Consider the following 15671-nt stretch of genomic DNA (forward strand, 5'->3'; position numbering starts at 1 on the left):
TGTTTACGGCATTATGCTACAACACTTGTCTGTAACCGGCCATGTCGCGTAGGCTTTGAGATGAGCATCCCCGCCCAACCTGCTTGCTTAGGAAAGCTAACTATGACACTCAATTTTGATTTATGGGTAGACCGCAGTCACAGTGATAGCGTTAAGTGGAATAAATACAATAATCAGGATGTGATCCCGCTCTGGGTGGCCGATACCGACTTTACTTCACCACCACAGGTTATCAAAGAGTTGCAGCAACGCGTTGCAGAAGGCGTCTTCGGATATGGTTTTACACCGCCGGAACTGGTTGATTTATTGGTAAAACGTCTGGTGGATCGCTACGAATGGACAATTAAGCCCGAATGGATTGTCTGGCTACCGGGTCTGGTGTGCGGATTAAACGTCGCCGTTCGCGCCAACGTGGCACAGCAAAATTCCAGTCTGATGCCAATGCCCATTTATCCGCCATTTATGCAGGCGGCTCAGTCTGAAGGCCGTCAGTTTAAATACATTAATGTAACTGAACAGCAACAGCGCTGGGTGGCCGATTTTTCCAGTGCCGAAAACGTACTCGATGGCAGCGAAAAGCTGCTGATGCTCTGCAACCCCTATAACCCCGGTGGCACAGTGTATCGTCGCGAGGAATTACTCGAACAACTGGCCTTCGCCCAACGTCACGATCTGGTGGTATGTTCGGATGAAATTCATTGTGATCTGATCCTCGAGCCGGGCCTGAAACATATCCCGTTTGCTTCCCTCAATGCCGATGCTGAGCAGCGTTCGATCACACTCATGTCGCCGTCCAAAACTTTCAACCTGGCCGGTCTGGGCGCGTCGATGGCGATTATCCCTGACCCGGAACTGCGCCGGAAATTCCTTGAAGCCAGTAAAGGCATTATGCCGCACGTCAACATTCTGGCGTATGTTGCGGCAACCGCAGCTTATCGCGATGGCGAAGAATGGCTTAACGCGCAGCTCAGTTATCTGCGGGGTAACCGCGAACTGGCGACGACCAGAATCAACGCGATGCCGGGCTTACGCATGCTGGCACCGGAAGGCACCTACCTTGGCTGGATTGATGCCAGCGCACTGCCGGTGCAGGATCCTTACCGTTTCTTTGTCGAAGCCGGTGTTGGTTTCTCAGGCGGAGCCGATTTTGGCGCACCGGCTTACGTACGTATCAATCTGGGCTGCCAGCGCGCATTACTGGAAAACGCGCTGGATCGCATGGATGCCGCCTTACTGGCGCTGCACCGTTAAGCCTCATCCCTTTCGCTGGCGACAATCGCCCGCAGGCTGTGCGGGTGAAATTTGATGGTCACAGATCCGTCGGTGACTGCCAGCGTCGGATTAGGCAAACGCTCGTTTTCCCCTTTTGGCGCACTTTGTTTCAGCTTAACACCGGGCGTCATCAACGCTTCATCGGCAATCAGCGCCAGCGCCCGTGTATATAATTCGTCTTCAGCCCCCGGCAGGACAATTTCAATATGTTCCCAACCTTCGTGCGGATAACGTTTATCGCCGGGATAAGGCAACTCGATCAGATCAATACTCAGCGGCCCGACCTGCACAGGTTCGTTCAGTGAGAACAGACAAATTGGCCGTCCGTTAATCAGGGTTTCATTCAGCAGGCTGCCACACTGTTCCAGCCCGGCTTTCCAGCGTTCCGCCGTGGTGTTCTGATGACAACGCACTGAAATATGATCCGCGTGAAACTCGCTCAGATTGATATGTAACTTTGCGGCGAACGCCGTCAGTACGCCGACAAAGCGCGGTAAATCATCAGCTAAATCCTGTAACTCCGGCACATGGTTCATGGCGGCCATCCTATCTTGTTTCAGTTTACGAATCTTCAGGGGCGGGTAATTTACACAGCCTTTCATCCGGTTGCCAGAGACAGGCCGCACAATCGCGCTTTCCTCAGCCCGGACGCGCGGTGATACTGACGTCGCAGGGCGAATATGATATAAACACGCATCATTTTAGGTTCGTCCGCATTGGGATGAACAGCAAACAACCACATTCCTAAATAAAGGTACTTCGGTGAATATTCAGTCACTTCTTTCAGATAAAGTCAGCCAGGCGCTGATCGCTGCAGGCGCCTCAGCCGACAGCGAAGCGCAAGTCCGTCAGTCCGCTAAAGCTCAGTTTGGCGACTATCAGGCTAATGGTGTTATGTCCGTGGCAAAAAAACTCGGCATGCCACCGCGACAACTGGCAGAGAAAGTCGTTGAACTGTTAGATCTGAGCGGGATTGCCAACAAAGTTGAAATTGCCGGACCGGGTTTTATCAATATCTTCCTGGATCCTGCTTTTGTTGCCGCGCAGGTAGACCACGCGCTGAGCGATGAAAAACTGGGCATCGCACCGGTTGAACCCCAAACTATCGTTATCGACTATTCCGCGCCAAACGTAGCGAAAGAAATGCACGTTGGCCATATCCGCTCCACCATCATCGGTGACGCTGCCGTACGCACCAATGAATTCCTTGGCCATAAAGTGATCCGCGCTAACCACGTTGGCGACTGGGGCACACAGTTCGGCATGCTGATTGCCTACCTGGAAAAAGTGCAAAACGAAAATGCCGGTGATATGAATCTGGCGGATCTGGAAGAATTTTACCGCGCGGCCAAGAAAAATTACGATGAAGACCCAGCCTTCGCTGAGCGCGCACGTGGTTATGTAGTGAAGCTGCAAGGCGGCGATGAATACTGTTTGCAGATGTGGCGCAAACTGGTTGACGTAACCATGAAGCAAAACCAGCTCACCTACAATCGCCTGAACGTCACCCTGACCGAAGACGATGTGATGGGTGAAAGCCTGTACAACAGCATGCTGCCGGGCATCGTTTCTGATCTGCAGGCCAAAGGTCTGGCCGTCGACAGCGAAGGGGCTGTTGTTGTTTATCTGGATGAATATAAAAATAAAGAAGGCGATCCGATGGGCGTCATCATCCGTAAAAAAGATGGCGGCTACCTCTACACCACTACCGATATCGCCTGCGCGAAATACCGCTACGAAACTCTCGGTGCTGATCGCGTGTTGTATTACATCGACTCCCGTCAACATCAGCACCTGATGCAGGCGTGGACCATCGCCCGTAAAGCGGGTTATGTGCCGGATTCCGTGGCACTCGAACACCACATGTTCGGCATGATGCTGGGTAAAGACGGCAAGCCGTTCAAAACCCGTTCAGGCGGCACGGTGAAGCTGTCCGATTTGCTGGATGAAGCCATTGATCGCGCACGTAAGCTGATCACGGAAAAGAATCCGGAAATGAAAGACACCGCTGAACTGGAAAAACTGGTGAATGCCGTCGGTATCGGCGCCATCAAATATGCTGACCTGTCAAAAAGCCGTACCACTGATTACATCTTCGACTGGGATAACATGCTGGCGTTTGAAGGCAACACGGCACCTTACATGCAATATGCTTATACCCGTGTGGCGTCTGTCTTTAAACGTGCCGATATTGACGTAAACAGCCTGACCCGGCCGGTTGTGCTAAGCGAAGAACGCGAAGCGGCGCTGGCAACCCGTTTGTTGCAGTTCGAAGAAGTGCTGACGGTTGTTGCCCGTGAAGGCACACCGCACACCATGTGTGCCTATCTGTACGATGTGGCAGGCCTGTTCTCCAGCTTCTACGAACATTGCCCGATCCTGAATGCAGAAGATGAAACCAGTCGCAACAGCCGTCTGAAACTGGCGCTGCTGACACAACGCACGCTGAAAACCGGTCTGGATACGCTGGGTATCGAAACCGTAGAACGTATGTAACTCACGGCTGTGGATATTAAAAAAGGGCGCTCAGGCGCCCTTTTGTGTTTCTGAAATCTGCGTTAATCAGTCCAGCTTGCGGGCAAACTCTTTCACCCTAAAGCCCAGCAGGCCAAGCACCGCAAAGTAAGCCACCACCCCGACAGCGACCACTGCCGCCAGACGTGCCAGACGATACGCCATTCCGCCCACATCCCATGCAGGCATCAGCCACATCATGCCGAGCAATGCGGCTGACATCGCAACCACTGCCACGATCAGCTTGATCAGGAACACTCTCCAGCCAGGCTGCGGCTGAAAGATATCCTGCTTACGCAGTTGCCAGTAAAGCAGGGAGGCATTCAGACAGGCGGCCAGCCCGATCGACAGGGAAAGCCCCGCGTGTTTGAGTGGCCCGATAAAGGCCAGGTTCATGACCTGCGTCATCAGTAACGTAATGATGGCAATTTTCACCGGTGTTTTGATGTCCTGACGCGAATAAAAGCCCGGTGCCAGCACTTTCACCACGATCAGTCCCATCAGTCCGACGGAATAGGCCACCAGCGCACGTTGCGTCATCGAAGCATCAAATGCGCTGAATTTGCCATACTGGAATAATGCCACCGTAAGCGGTTTAGCCAGAATACCCAGCGCGACAGAACTTGGCAGCGCCAGCAGGAAACACAGACGCAAGCCCCAGTCCATCAGGCGATTATATTCACCATGATTACCGCTGGAGAAGCTTCGCGCCAGTGAAGGCAGCAGAATAGTGCCGAGCGCCACGCCCAGTACACCGGAAGGAAACTCCATCAGACGGTCAGCGTAATACATCCATGACACAGAACCGGAGACCAGAAACGATGCGAAGATGGTATTGATAATCAGTGAAATCTGGCTGACAGAGACACCTAAGATAGCAGGCCCCATCTGACGCATCACACGCCACACACCGGCATCTTTCAGATTCAGACGAGGCAATACCAGCATGCCGATTTTCTTCAAATGCGGAAGCTGATAACCCAGTTGCAGCACTCCCCCGGCCACCACAGCCCAGGCCAGTGCCAGCACCGGCGGGTGGAAATACGGCGCAGCAAACAATGCAAAACCAATCATGCTGACGTTCAGGAAGGTCGGCGCAAAAGCCGGGATCGAAAATCGGTTCCAGGTGTTCAGTATCGCCCCGACCAGGGATGCCAGGGAAATCAGCAGGATATACGGGAAGGTGATCCGCAGCAGCGAACTGGTGAGGGCAAATTTGTCAGGAGAATCCACAAAGCCCGGGGCAGTAATATAAATTACCCAAGGGGCTGCGATCATGCCCAACACGGTGACAATCGCCAGAACCAGCGTCAGTAATCCCGAGACATAGGCAATAAAGGTGCGGGTGGCCTCTTCGCCCTGCTGAGTTTTGTACTCAGCCAGAATCGGCACAAAGGCCTGTGAGAATGCACCTTCTGCAAAAATACGGCGCAATAAATTCGGGAGTTTAAACGCCACAAAAAAGGCGTCGGTGACCATTCCGGCGCCAAATACACGAGCCACAATGGCATCGCGGGCAAAACCTAATACACGTGAAAACATCGTCATAGAACTGACGGCTGCCAAAGATTTAAGTAGATTCATGTCGCTTTCTTGTTTACCGGTTTACATGTATATCAAATAGTTAAACCATCACGGCTGCATCAGCAACGTGAAAGAGGAACCCGCATGGCTCAAAGATGCGCTTAGTCTACGCATCCGCCATACAATAGCCACCGGCAGTTGTTTTATGTTGTTATAGAGTGTTAACCGTGCCATCCCGCGCGGTTTTCCTGTTAAGAATTCAGGTTAAGAATCCAGAATTTTGCCGATCATTGCCTGCGCATAAATTGCCTGCTCGCCGCTGGTTTCCGGCGCCGTCTGGTTACTCACGCAGGACACGAAGTGTTCAATGGCACCGACAAATCCGCGCTGCGCCAGCGTACTTTGCCAGCCCGGTACCGGCAGTTGTGTGAGAGTATCCTGCTGTTCTTCCCGCCAGATTTGCATATTATCCAGCTGATAGACTGCGCCGTCAGCCACTGCCTGCACGCTCTCACGGAAAGTCCCTGCCCGGCGGTGCATTGATGTCGTCACCAGCGTCTCGCCACAGAGGAAATGATGTTCGCCGTACAACATCTGATTGGCTTCGTTAATCTGAATCAGACCGCTTTCCAGGCTGGCATTGCCACCCGCAAGCCACAGCGCGGTATCCACCACGTGCAGATAATCGTCCAGCAAGGTGAAACGCAGGTCATTTGGCCCGACGCTGTCGGTCCGGTGTTTGTCCATGCGCACGGACGCCGGATTTTGCATCTGTTGTTTTAACTGGCGGTACAGCGGCGCAAAGCGGCGGTTGAAGCCGACCATCAGCGTTTTGCCCACTTTGTCAGCCTGTTCAACCAGCTGCTCGGCCTGCTTAAGTTCAGCGGCCAGCGGTTTATCTACATACACATGCACACCCTGCGCCAGCAGTTGACTAACCACCTCAAAGTGGCTGGCGGTACTGCTGTGCACAAAAACGGCATCACACTGCCCCGCCAGTTCATCCATGCGCGAAAAATTCGCCATGCGGTAACTGTCGCAAACGGCCTGTGCTTTTTGCTGATTAGGCGAAAAACCGCCCACCAGCGTCCAGTTTTGGGCATGACTGAGCACCGGCAGATATGCTTTTTGCGCGATACCACCCAGCCCGATCACTCCGATACGTAATTTACTCACCGCACGCTCCTTTTCATTAATCGGCCAGATGCTGCAACAAATTTTCCAGACGCTGTTTCAGCTCCGCAACGTCGGCTTCCAGCGTTTCCACGCGCGCGGCGAGATCAGCGCTTTCCGGCGCAGCGCTGAACGGCGGTTCTTCAGCGCTGCTGGCCACGTTGCTGACTTCTCCGCTGAACAGATGCATATAACGGCTTTCACGCTTACCCGGTTCACGCGCCAGACGCACGCAGAACGGGCCGTCTTCACGGTTTGTCAGTTCAGTCAGCGTTTGCTCAACTTCAGCGACGTCTGAGAAATCATGCAGACGGTTAGTGCGGGTTCGCAGCTCGCCCGGCGTTTGTGCGCCACGCAATAACAGCGTGGTGACAACCGCCACTTCCTGCGGAGAAAATTTAAGATTACCGAATTCGGAATTACAAAAGCGGTGCTCATACTTCATGGTACGTGAGCCGCTCAGGGTACGGATGATGTGTTTACGCAGCAGTAAATCCAGCGTTTGCTGAACGTCACTTTCACTCAGTTCCATTACCGGCTCACGGTTGGTTTTCTGATTGCAGGCCGTCGTCAGGCCGTTAAGTGTCATCGGATACTGTTCTGGCGTAGTGAGTTGTTTTTCCAGCAAACAGCCCACGACACGGGCCTCGCGGGCGCTGAGTTCGTGTTTCATCGTGCTCTCCTTATCGGGACGGGGGTGTCCATTCGTGCCAGGTTAATGCTGTCAGCACGTGATCCTGCCATTTGCCGTCAATCAGCAGATAGTCTTTGGCATAACCTTCGCGTTCAAAACCGAGACGTTCGAGCAGCTGACCACTGCGTTTATTGTGCGGCATGTAATTGGCCATGATGCGGTGCATTTTTTGCTGGCGTTGCATATAGCGGATCAGGGACTGCAACGCTTCCTGCATCAGGCCTTTGCCTTGCCACTCCTGTCCAAGAGAATACCCGAGGAAACAGGCATGGAAAGAACCGCGCAGCACGTTGCTGAAGTTCGCCACTCCCATAACGCGATTTTCATCAGGGTCGAGCAGAATAAAATAATATGCACTGCCCTGTTTTTGCATCTCGGTAATCAGCCCCAGACGCGCCTGCCAGCCTGAGGGATAACAATGGCTTTCATCCCTGACCGGTTCCCACGGTTTCAGAAACGCGCGGTTCTCAGCGTAGTATTCAGCCAGCCGGTGTGCATCACGATCATGAACCAGGCGCAGGACCATCCGGTCAGTGGTAAGCCGTACCTTTGGCACGGCAGATTTGTAGCCAAACATCCCTTCCCTCCACATTCCGCATGGGTCGATAAATAGAATTTATAGGAAACGACAGATCATCGCTAATTCTGCCAGTCAGAACGCGGCTTGACGATAAAAAAATATTATCAATAGCGCCCTATCTAAATGCCTGTTTCCGGTTCAGACTGGAACGGTCTTTTCTCCTTTCTGTATCTGCCGGACAGGATACATATAATCGCTCATGGTGAAGCATGTCTCTGGTATCACAAGCTCGGAGCTTGGGTAAGTATTTTCTGTTATTAGACAACGCGCTGGTGATTTTAGGCTTTTTCGTGGTTTTTCCGTTGATCTCGATCCGATTTGTCGATCAGCTTGGCTGGGCAGCAATGGCCGTCGGTCTGGCGCTCGGCGTTCGTCAGCTTACGCAACAGGGATTAGGCATTTTTGGCGGGGCGATTGCTGACCGGTTCGGGGCGAAACCCATGATTATCAGCGGCATGTTATTGCGTGCTGCAGGATTTGCCGCGATGGCGATGGCCGATCAACCGTGGATCCTGGTCTGCTCCTGTATTCTTTCCGGCCTTGGCGGCACGTTATTTGATCCACCACGCACCGCGCTGGTGATCAAACTGACCCGTCCGCATGAACGCAGCCGTTTCTTTTCTCTGATGATGATGCAGGACAGCGCAGGCGCCGTTATTGGCGCCCTGATCGGCAGCTGGCTGCTGCAATATGATTTCCATTACGTTTGCTGGACCGGAGCCGCAATCTTCTGTCTGGCCGCTGCCTGCAACGCCTGGCTGTTACCGGCTTACCGCATTTCCACCCTGCGTACACCGATGCGCGAAGGCATGATGCGCGTATTGCGTGACCGCCGTTTTCTGGCCTACGTCCTCACGCTCACCGGTTATTACATGCTGACTGTTCAGGTGATGCTGATGCTGCCGATTGCGGTCAATGATGTCGCAGGCAGTCCGTCAGCGGTGAAATGGATGTACGCCATCGAAGCCGTGCTGTCGCTGACGCTGTTATATCCGATTGCCCGCTGGAGTGAAAAACGTTTCCGTCTTGAGCAGCGCCTGATGTTCGGTCTGCTGATCATGACACTGAGCCTGCTGCCGGTCGGGCTGGTCACCTCAATCAACCCGCTATTGTTGCTGATTGGCTTTTTCTACATCGGCTCCATCATTGCTGAACCGGCCCGTGAAACCCTCGGTGCCTCTCTGGCCGATGCCCGCGCGCGTGGCAGCTACATGGGCTTCAGCCGTCTCGGGCTGGCTCTCGGCGGCGTGATCGGTTATACCGGTGGCGGCTGGATGTACGACACCGGCCGTGCGCTCGCATTGCCCGAACTGCCGTGGTTATTACTCGGCGTTGTCGGCTTTATCACCCTCACCGGTTTGTACTGGCAGTTCAACCTGCGCCGCATCGAACCCGCCATGCTCAGCGGCAACTGATCCCTGTCATTCACACCGCGCTTTCGCCAGCGCGGTTTGATCTCACTGACATCTGTAACCATACTGGCTTTACTATATCGGGAAATCGGGAAGAATCTGAACCTACATCCGGCAGTTTTCATGCACCCTACAGGTCACCGCCGGCGATAACAGGAGCTAAGTACTATGAGACTTTACATTTACGAACATTGCCCTTTCTGCGTGAAAGCCCGCATGATTTTCGGTTTGAAGAACATCCCCGTTGAGATCAAGGTGCTGCTCAATGATGATGAAAAAACACCCGTATCAATGGTCGGTAAAAAAATGGTGCCCATCCTGCAAAAAGAGGATGGCGGCTTCATGCCTGAGAGTATGGACATCGTGCACTACATCGACAAAAGTGACGGTAAACCCCTGCTGACCGGGCCGCTGAATGCGTCAATTGCCGCCTGGCTGCGGCAGGTGTCCGACTATACCGGCCGTCTGCTACTGCCACGCTTTGCCGCCGCGCCGCTGGAAGAATTCTCCACGCCGGCAGCACGTAAATATTTCTCTGATAAAAAGCAGGCCGCCAGCGGCAGTTTTGAGGAGCATCTGCAGCATTCTGAGGGGCTGGTGAAAAAAATCAGTCAGGATCTGCGCGCACTCGACAAACTGATCGTTGAGCCTAACGCCGTGAACGGTGAGCTTTCCGAGGATGATATTAATCTGTGGCCGTTGCTGCGTTCACTGTCGATCGTTCAGGGTATTGACTGGCCTTCGCGGGTTCAGGCCTATCGCGATAATATGGCCAAGCAGACCCAGGTTAACTTATTAACACGCTTAGCAAGTTAAGCCTTTGCAGCCGGAAGTGCGCTTCCGGCTATTTTTCCTTTTCTTCCCCTCGTTCAGCACTTAGGCTAATCAGCGTTGTCTGATTGGCGCGATACCGCATTGCGGTCATGCTGAGAAAATAGTTTTTACGTAATGAGGGAAGAATGACAAAGCGATTTATAGGAGCCGCCGCACTGATTTGCGCCAGCCTGCTGGCAGGCTGTAATCAGCTGACGCAGTACACCATCAGTGAGCAGCAGGTGAATGATTACCTGCAAAAAAACAACAAATTTGAAAAACAGTTGGGTGTTCCTGGCCTGGTGGATGCCAAACTGGTGCTGACCAATCTCAGCAGCCAGATCGGCCGCGCTGAACCCGGCGTCGTGACACTGACCGGGGATGCACATGTCGATATCTCCTCACTGTTCGGGCCGCAAAAAGCCGATATGCACCTGACCCTGAAAGCGAATCCTTCTTATGACCGCGAAAAAGGCGCTATTTTCCTGCGGGATATGCAGGTGACGGATTACACCATCAAGCCTGAAAAAATGGATAACGTGATGAAAGGTCTGATGCCATACCTGAACAATTCACTGAACGCCTATTTCAACCAGCGTCCGGCTTATGTGCTTAATGGCGATCACAGTAAAGGCGAGGCGATGGCGAAGAAACTGGCGAAAGGGATAGAAGTGAAACCGGGGCAACTCGTCATCCCCTTCACTGATTAATTTCAGCTAAAGAGTCACCATAAAAAACCCGGCGTGATGACCCACCGCCGGGTTTTTTATGTTCTTCGCCAGGGGTTACTGATCGTCTTCTTCAGCGTCATCCAGATCGGGTGGCAACTGTTCCTGCAATTCATCACGCATGACCTGCAAGGCTTCGCGGCTGATTTCAGACAAGGTACGATAAAAACCGCTGGTCGCATGCGCTTCCACTTTACCGAGGAATTTACCGCACCACGGGAAAAGCAATTCATCGAACAGCGCGATTTGCGCACCCACTTCATCCTGCTGCGACTGATCTTCCAGCCAGGACGCGGCCAGTAACATGCCACCAAAATGATCGGCAGGTGTTTCACCTAAAGGCATTCCGCGCTGTTGCAGGAATGTGCGCACATCCATTTCATTTGCGCCCTCAACATAATCACTGCGGAATGGCGAAACTGCGCATTCTGAACCGACAAACAGACGGTTAAATTCAGCGGCCAGTGCTTCCGGACTGGCACTTTCCTGTAAGCGGATCAGCAACGCATCCTGTTCCAGCGGCCAGTGTTCACGCAGCTTCCCATCCTGAATCAGACCAAACAGCGGAACCAGTAACGGATCCTGCGGCTGGCGATAAAATAAGGTGCCCAGCACGCGGCAGACAATCGAAAATTCATTCATAACAGTAACCTGATCAGACAATGAAAAGGGTTTATCACCCGCACGTTGGCCGCGACAATGTCACAGTTCGCTTAATTCAGCAATGGGCGCACGGCCACGGGCCTCAAGAAAATCGAGGAAACGACGCGGGCTGACGTTAAGAATACGGTCTTGCGGAAAATCAATTTCGCGCAGAATACGCTCACAATGTTCAAAGCCACCGAGCGAATAGGCGATATGCGAATCCGACCCCAGCGCCAGCCAGCCACCGGCTTCTTTTACGGCCAGCGCAATGGCGCGACAATTGGGTTCACTGCCCACACGCGAATGGATGAACGACGAATTATTCAGCTCCAGGGCCACATTATATTTTGCGGCAGCGGCTGCCACCGCCGGAATATCAATCGGGTATTTCGGGTTGCCCGGATGCGAAATAATATGCACTTCACCTCCCGCCATTGCCGCAATCACCGCCGCGGTATGGGTTTCTTTATCGACAGGCTGCATCACCGGCTCATGGAAACCGGCGATAATCACGTCAATTTCTTTGAGCATCGGGCCGGTGCAATCGATATCGCCATGAATATTCTTAATGTTCGATTCAATACCGCGCAGAATGCCGATGCCATTCACCAGACGCGGCCACACCCGCATATTCATAAAATGCCAGTAATGCGGCGCATCAGCCATATCAGGGCCATGATCGGTGATGGCAAACAGCCTGATGCCCTTTTGTACTGCTTCATCGATGTAATCATGCAATGTACTGTAGGCGTGTGTGCTGGCAACAGTGTGCATGTGTAAGTCAACCGGGTACGGCATGTGCTCTCCTTGAAAATCTCCCGCTGCGGCAAAAATAACCGCAGCATTTATCATGTTAGCAGATGAATATCAGTAACCCCGACCGGGATCGACGCGGCCTGTCGGCTCGCGCCCCGCTTCTATCGCCAGAATATTACTCACGATGCTGTCCATCGCCTGCTCCGGCAAGGTGTCAGCACCGACGTGTGGCGTAATGCTGACACGCGGATGCGACCAGAACGGGTGCATGGCCGGTAACGGCTCTTCGATGAAGACATCCAGCGTGGCAGCCGCAATCTGGCCGCTGTCGAGGGCGCGTAACACATCACCTTCCACCAGATGTCCGCCACGGCCAAGGTTAATCAGGTACGCATTATGCGAAAGATTTGTGAACAGTTGATGATTGAGAACACCGGCGGTATGCGGGGTATTGGGCAACAGATTGATCAGCACTTTGCAGCCACGGGCAAACCCCGCCAGTTGATCGTCCCCATAGAAACTCGCCACACCTTCCAGTGACTTGGCGCTGCGGCTCCAGCTGCGCACCGTAAACTGCATGTCCACGAGTGCCTTCGCCACGCTGCTGCCGAGCACGCCGGCACCGAGAACACCAATGGTGAATTCACTGCGTGAATGCGGGGCAAGCGGGTGCCACTGCTTTTGTTGCTGGAACAGCTGATATTCATCCATCCGGCGAAAATAACGTAATACCGTCGCCAGCGCATATTCCTGCATCTGCAAAGACATGCCGGTATCTTCAAGGCGCAGCAATGGCACACCGGCTGGCAGTGTGCCCGGATGGCGCTGTTCCTGCGTGAGGATAGCATCAACGCCAGCCCCCAGTGCGAAAATGCCTTTCAGCATAGTGCGGGACGCAAGCATAGCGCTCGGCGGCCGCCAGACCAGCGCGTAATCCGCCGGGTCATGATCATCAGCATTCCACACGCGGATACTGGCCTGCGGTAATCTTTTTGTTATGCCGTCAATCCAGGGTTTTGCATCAGATGTAGGGTGGTAAAAAATAATGTTCATCGGGGAAGCCTCCTGTGAGCAGATAGATTTCCCTGAATATCATCGTGATGCAACCCTGTGACGTAAAAAAGAACAAGCCCCGGAATTCGGGGCTTGTGAAGCGACTGTCGGATACTGCGAATAAATCAGGCGCCCGCCGGCTCGCGGTGGATCATCCGGCGCAACAGCGGGATAAGTACCAGCAGTACCACACCTGTGATAACAGCCCCCCAACCCAGCACGTTAAACACCTGGCTGTAGCCCGGATTGGTCAGTACCGGTGTACTGCCTGCGTTTTGCGGCATCAGCCCGGAAATGTAACTCGCCAGCACCGACGCCACACCAGTCACCATCATCCAGCAACCCATCATGACGCCCTGATAACGCGGCGGAGCCAGTTTGCCAATCATTGCGTAACCGATCGGGGAAATCAGTAACTCACCGATACTTTGCAGCAGATAGCTGATCGCAATCCATTTAAACGCCACCAGACCGTCGCCGCCCGCCAGATGGATCCCCAGCGGTAACACCAGCATCCCAAGTCCCATGCAAAATAATGAGGCAGAGAATTGCGCAGGAATATCAATGTTCCAGCCGCGCTGACGCAGGCGGTTGAACCACAGTGCCATCAGCGGACCACCGATCACGATAACCACAGTATTAATGTTCTGGATCCACTGCGGTGCCACGCGGATACCGTATACATTCAGGTTAATATTATTTTCAGAGAACAGCATCAGCCCCATCGGAGCCAGCTGATACAGGGTCCAGAAAACCAGCGAACCGAGCGCCAGCAGCAGATATGCCTTCATGCGGCGACGTTCACCGGCATCACGATGGCGGAATGTCACCAGCGTCATCAGCGCGAAAATCACCATACCCAGTGCGACCACAAAATAACTGCTGAATTCTGCGTGCGTCAGCAACATGCGGATAACCGGAACCAGCACAATCAGAATGGCTATACCGATCGCCATCCGGCGCAACAACTGGCTGCGGCTGGCTTCTTTCAGCGGCGTGCTGAGGTCGGCCAGAATCGACCAGCGGGAGAGTGTCACCACAACTGCCGCGACATTACCTAACGTGGCGAACAAAAACAGTGCGCGGTAATTTTCGCTGAGCTGGAAATAACCGGCGACCGCAAAACCAATAAAGAAGCCGAGGTTCATCCCGGCATAATTCCACAGGAAGGCCGATTCACGGCGGTCATCGTCCGGCGCAAACCGCTGGGTCAGCATCATGTTCAGGCAGGTCACATTCAGTCCGCTGCCGGTCAGGAACATGGCTAATCCCCAGTACAACCCGGTCACGCCTTCCAGCGCAATCAGCGCACAGCCAAAGACCTGCAACACCATGCCGAGTACGAAAAGATTGCGGTTACTAAGATAACGTCCGCCGAGGTAGCCACCGAACATATGCAGCCCGTAGTTGAAGGCACCGAACACGCCCATGATGGCGTTGGCATTATCTTCACTGAAGCCGAGTTTTTTGGTGGCATAAAGTACCAGTGTGGAATACAGCACAGCAAAGCCGAGCGTTGCGAACGTCTGAACAAAAAATAATGTGCCCGCACCGGCAGGTATGGCGGTCCGGTGCTGCGATCCGACCGTGTTATTTGGCTGACTCAAGAATGCCCCCTGTCTTTATGTGATAAATAAACGCTGCTTCAAATGGTGACCTGTACAGTTTTTATGCGAAGCATTTTTTCAGAGTGCATTGTTATACCGCTACCGGAGATGATTACCACAACATATCTTGCTATTTAGCGGTAACAAAAAGTGTTTGCGGGATAATTGTGCTTCTATGCAGAAGCGCTACTTATTTATGCATTTTGATAAGTCATTTTAATCACCGTGCGTCATCAGATCCCGGCTGTACATCCTTAAGGCATTTTTTGTTCTTTAAATCATCAGATTGTTCTAAGTTTGTTTAAATGGCATCGAACCGGTAAAAGAGAGTTGACGGTGAGACTACTTTTCCCTACATTAGCGCCGGTCAGCAGCACTGCGGTGCAGCTGGCGACTGGAGAGGTGTCTGAGTGGCTGAAGGAGCACGCCTGGAAAGTGTGTATATGAGCAATCGTATCGAGGGTTCGAACCCCTCTCTCTCCACCACATTAAACAAAAAAGGTTCTGATGAAAATCAGAGCCTTTTTTGTTTCGGGCGCTTCAAAAACCCGGCGACCACGGCATTATTTTCGCTGAACAGACTCTGAGCACCTGACACAAAACGCTGAAAATTTTCTTGACCCTTCGCGGCTGTCTCCCTATAGTAGCGCCCCGTTGCAACGCTCGCGCTGTAACGAACACGGTGAGGTGTCTGAGTGGCTGAAGGAGCACGCCTGGAAAGTGTGTATACGAGAAATCGTATCGAGGGGTCGAACCCCTCTCTCACCGCCAAATTAATGAAAAAGGGTTCTGATGTAAATCAGAACCCTTTTTATTTTCGGGTGGTGCATGCCTGGGCGTTTTTGCTGTCAGGCAACATCATTCACTGCACACACCTCAGCTGATCGTGCCTCTATTAAT

14 protein-coding genes and 2 tRNA genes are annotated in these 15671 nt (G+C 53.1%); 7 read left to right on the plus strand and 9 right to left on the minus strand.

All coding sequences use genetic code 11. The annotated features are described in order from the left end of the window. Window positions 1-102 precede the first annotated feature (102 nt). Window positions 103-1251 (plus strand): MalY/PatB family protein, encoded by a 1149-nt coding sequence (locus J1785_RS20490; protein WP_217220450.1) that lies wholly within the window; start codon window positions 103-105, stop codon window positions 1249-1251. Here the strand turns inward: J1785_RS20490 and J1785_RS20495 are convergent. Continuing rightward, window positions 1248-1817: a VOC family protein gene (locus tag J1785_RS20495; protein WP_165385190.1), complete on the minus strand. Its 570-nt coding sequence runs from the start codon at window positions 1815-1817 to the stop codon at window positions 1248-1250. The two genes, J1785_RS20490 and J1785_RS20495, sit on opposite strands and share 4 nt — an antisense overlap. 217 nt (window positions 1818-2034) lie before the next feature. Between J1785_RS20495 and argS the strand changes: the two genes are divergently transcribed. Continuing rightward, a complete protein-coding gene (gene argS / locus J1785_RS20500) occupies window positions 2035-3768 on the plus strand; it encodes an arginine--tRNA ligase (RefSeq protein WP_129952640.1) in 1734 nt (577 codons plus the stop codon). 66 nt (window positions 3769-3834) lie between these two features. On the opposite strand, the gene murJ is transcribed toward argS, so the two are convergent. From murJ to rimJ, 4 genes are all read right to left on the minus strand, one after another. After that, window positions 3835-5370 carry a murein biosynthesis integral membrane protein MurJ gene (murJ, locus tag J1785_RS20505; protein WP_129952639.1) on the minus strand — a complete coding sequence of 512 codons (1536 nt, stop codon included), beginning with the start codon at window positions 5368-5370 and terminating at the stop codon, window positions 3835-3837. 204 nt (window positions 5371-5574) lie between these two features. Next, a complete protein-coding gene (locus J1785_RS20510; RefSeq protein WP_217220453.1) occupies window positions 5575-6486 on the minus strand; it encodes a Gfo/Idh/MocA family protein in 912 nt (303 codons plus the stop codon). Between the two features lie 16 nt (window positions 6487-6502). After that, on the minus strand, window positions 6503-7156 hold the full coding sequence (locus tag J1785_RS20515) for a YceH family protein (RefSeq protein WP_129952637.1): 654 nt from the start codon (window positions 7154-7156) through the stop codon (window positions 6503-6505). A gap of 10 nt (window positions 7157-7166) precedes the next feature. Further along, on the minus strand, window positions 7167-7754 hold the full coding sequence (gene rimJ, locus J1785_RS20520; protein WP_129952636.1) for a ribosomal protein S5-alanine N-acetyltransferase: 588 nt from the start codon (window positions 7752-7754) through the stop codon (window positions 7167-7169). Window positions 7755-7966: 212 nt separating this feature from the next. On the opposite strand from rimJ, the gene mdtH reads away from it, so the two are divergent. From mdtH to J1785_RS20535, 3 genes are all read left to right on the plus strand, one after another. After that, window positions 7967-9172 carry a multidrug efflux MFS transporter MdtH gene (gene mdtH, locus J1785_RS20525; RefSeq protein WP_217220456.1) on the plus strand — a complete coding sequence of 402 codons (1206 nt, stop codon included), beginning with the start codon at window positions 7967-7969 and terminating at the stop codon, window positions 9170-9172. Window positions 9173-9337: 165 nt separating this feature from the next. Beyond that, the gene (gene grxB, locus J1785_RS20530) at window positions 9338-9985 is read left to right on the plus strand and encodes a glutaredoxin 2 (RefSeq protein ID WP_129952634.1); all 648 of its coding nucleotides are present in this window, start codon (window positions 9338-9340) and stop codon (window positions 9983-9985) included. Window positions 9986-10128: 143 nt separating this feature from the next. Continuing rightward, window positions 10129-10692: a lipoprotein gene (locus J1785_RS20535; RefSeq protein WP_217220459.1), complete on the plus strand. Its 564-nt coding sequence runs from the start codon at window positions 10129-10131 to the stop codon at window positions 10690-10692. A 75-nt stretch (window positions 10693-10767) separates the two neighbouring features. Here the strand turns inward: J1785_RS20535 and J1785_RS20540 are convergent, their stop codons facing one another. The 4 genes from J1785_RS20540 to J1785_RS20555 form a co-directional block, all read right to left on the minus strand. After that, a complete protein-coding gene (locus tag J1785_RS20540; protein WP_217220461.1) occupies window positions 10768-11352 on the minus strand; it encodes a TorD/DmsD family molecular chaperone in 585 nt (194 codons plus the stop codon). A gap of 60 nt (window positions 11353-11412) precedes the next feature. Beyond that, a complete protein-coding gene (locus tag J1785_RS20545) occupies window positions 11413-12153 on the minus strand; it encodes a phosphatase (protein ID WP_129952631.1) in 741 nt (246 codons plus the stop codon). A 69-nt stretch (window positions 12154-12222) separates the two neighbouring features. Next, window positions 12223-13164: a glyoxylate/hydroxypyruvate reductase GhrA gene (gene ghrA / locus J1785_RS20550; protein WP_129952630.1), complete on the minus strand. Its 942-nt coding sequence runs from the start codon at window positions 13162-13164 to the stop codon at window positions 12223-12225. 125 nt (window positions 13165-13289) lie between these two features. Next, the gene (locus J1785_RS20555; RefSeq protein ID WP_217220463.1) at window positions 13290-14771 is read right to left on the minus strand and encodes a peptide MFS transporter; all 1482 of its coding nucleotides are present in this window, start codon (window positions 14769-14771) and stop codon (window positions 13290-13292) included. 396 nt (window positions 14772-15167) lie between these two features. Between J1785_RS20555 and J1785_RS20560 the strand changes: the two genes are divergently transcribed. Next, window positions 15168-15257 (plus strand) — tRNA-Ser (locus tag J1785_RS20560). A gap of 195 nt (window positions 15258-15452) precedes the next feature. Beyond that, window positions 15453-15542, plus strand: a tRNA-Ser gene (locus J1785_RS20565). Window positions 15543-15671: the final 129 nt, after the last annotated feature.

It is taken from the genome of Rahnella perminowiae, assembly GCF_019049755.1.
In the GTDB taxonomy this organism is placed as follows: domain Bacteria; phylum Pseudomonadota; class Gammaproteobacteria; order Enterobacterales; family Enterobacteriaceae; genus Rahnella; species Rahnella perminowiae.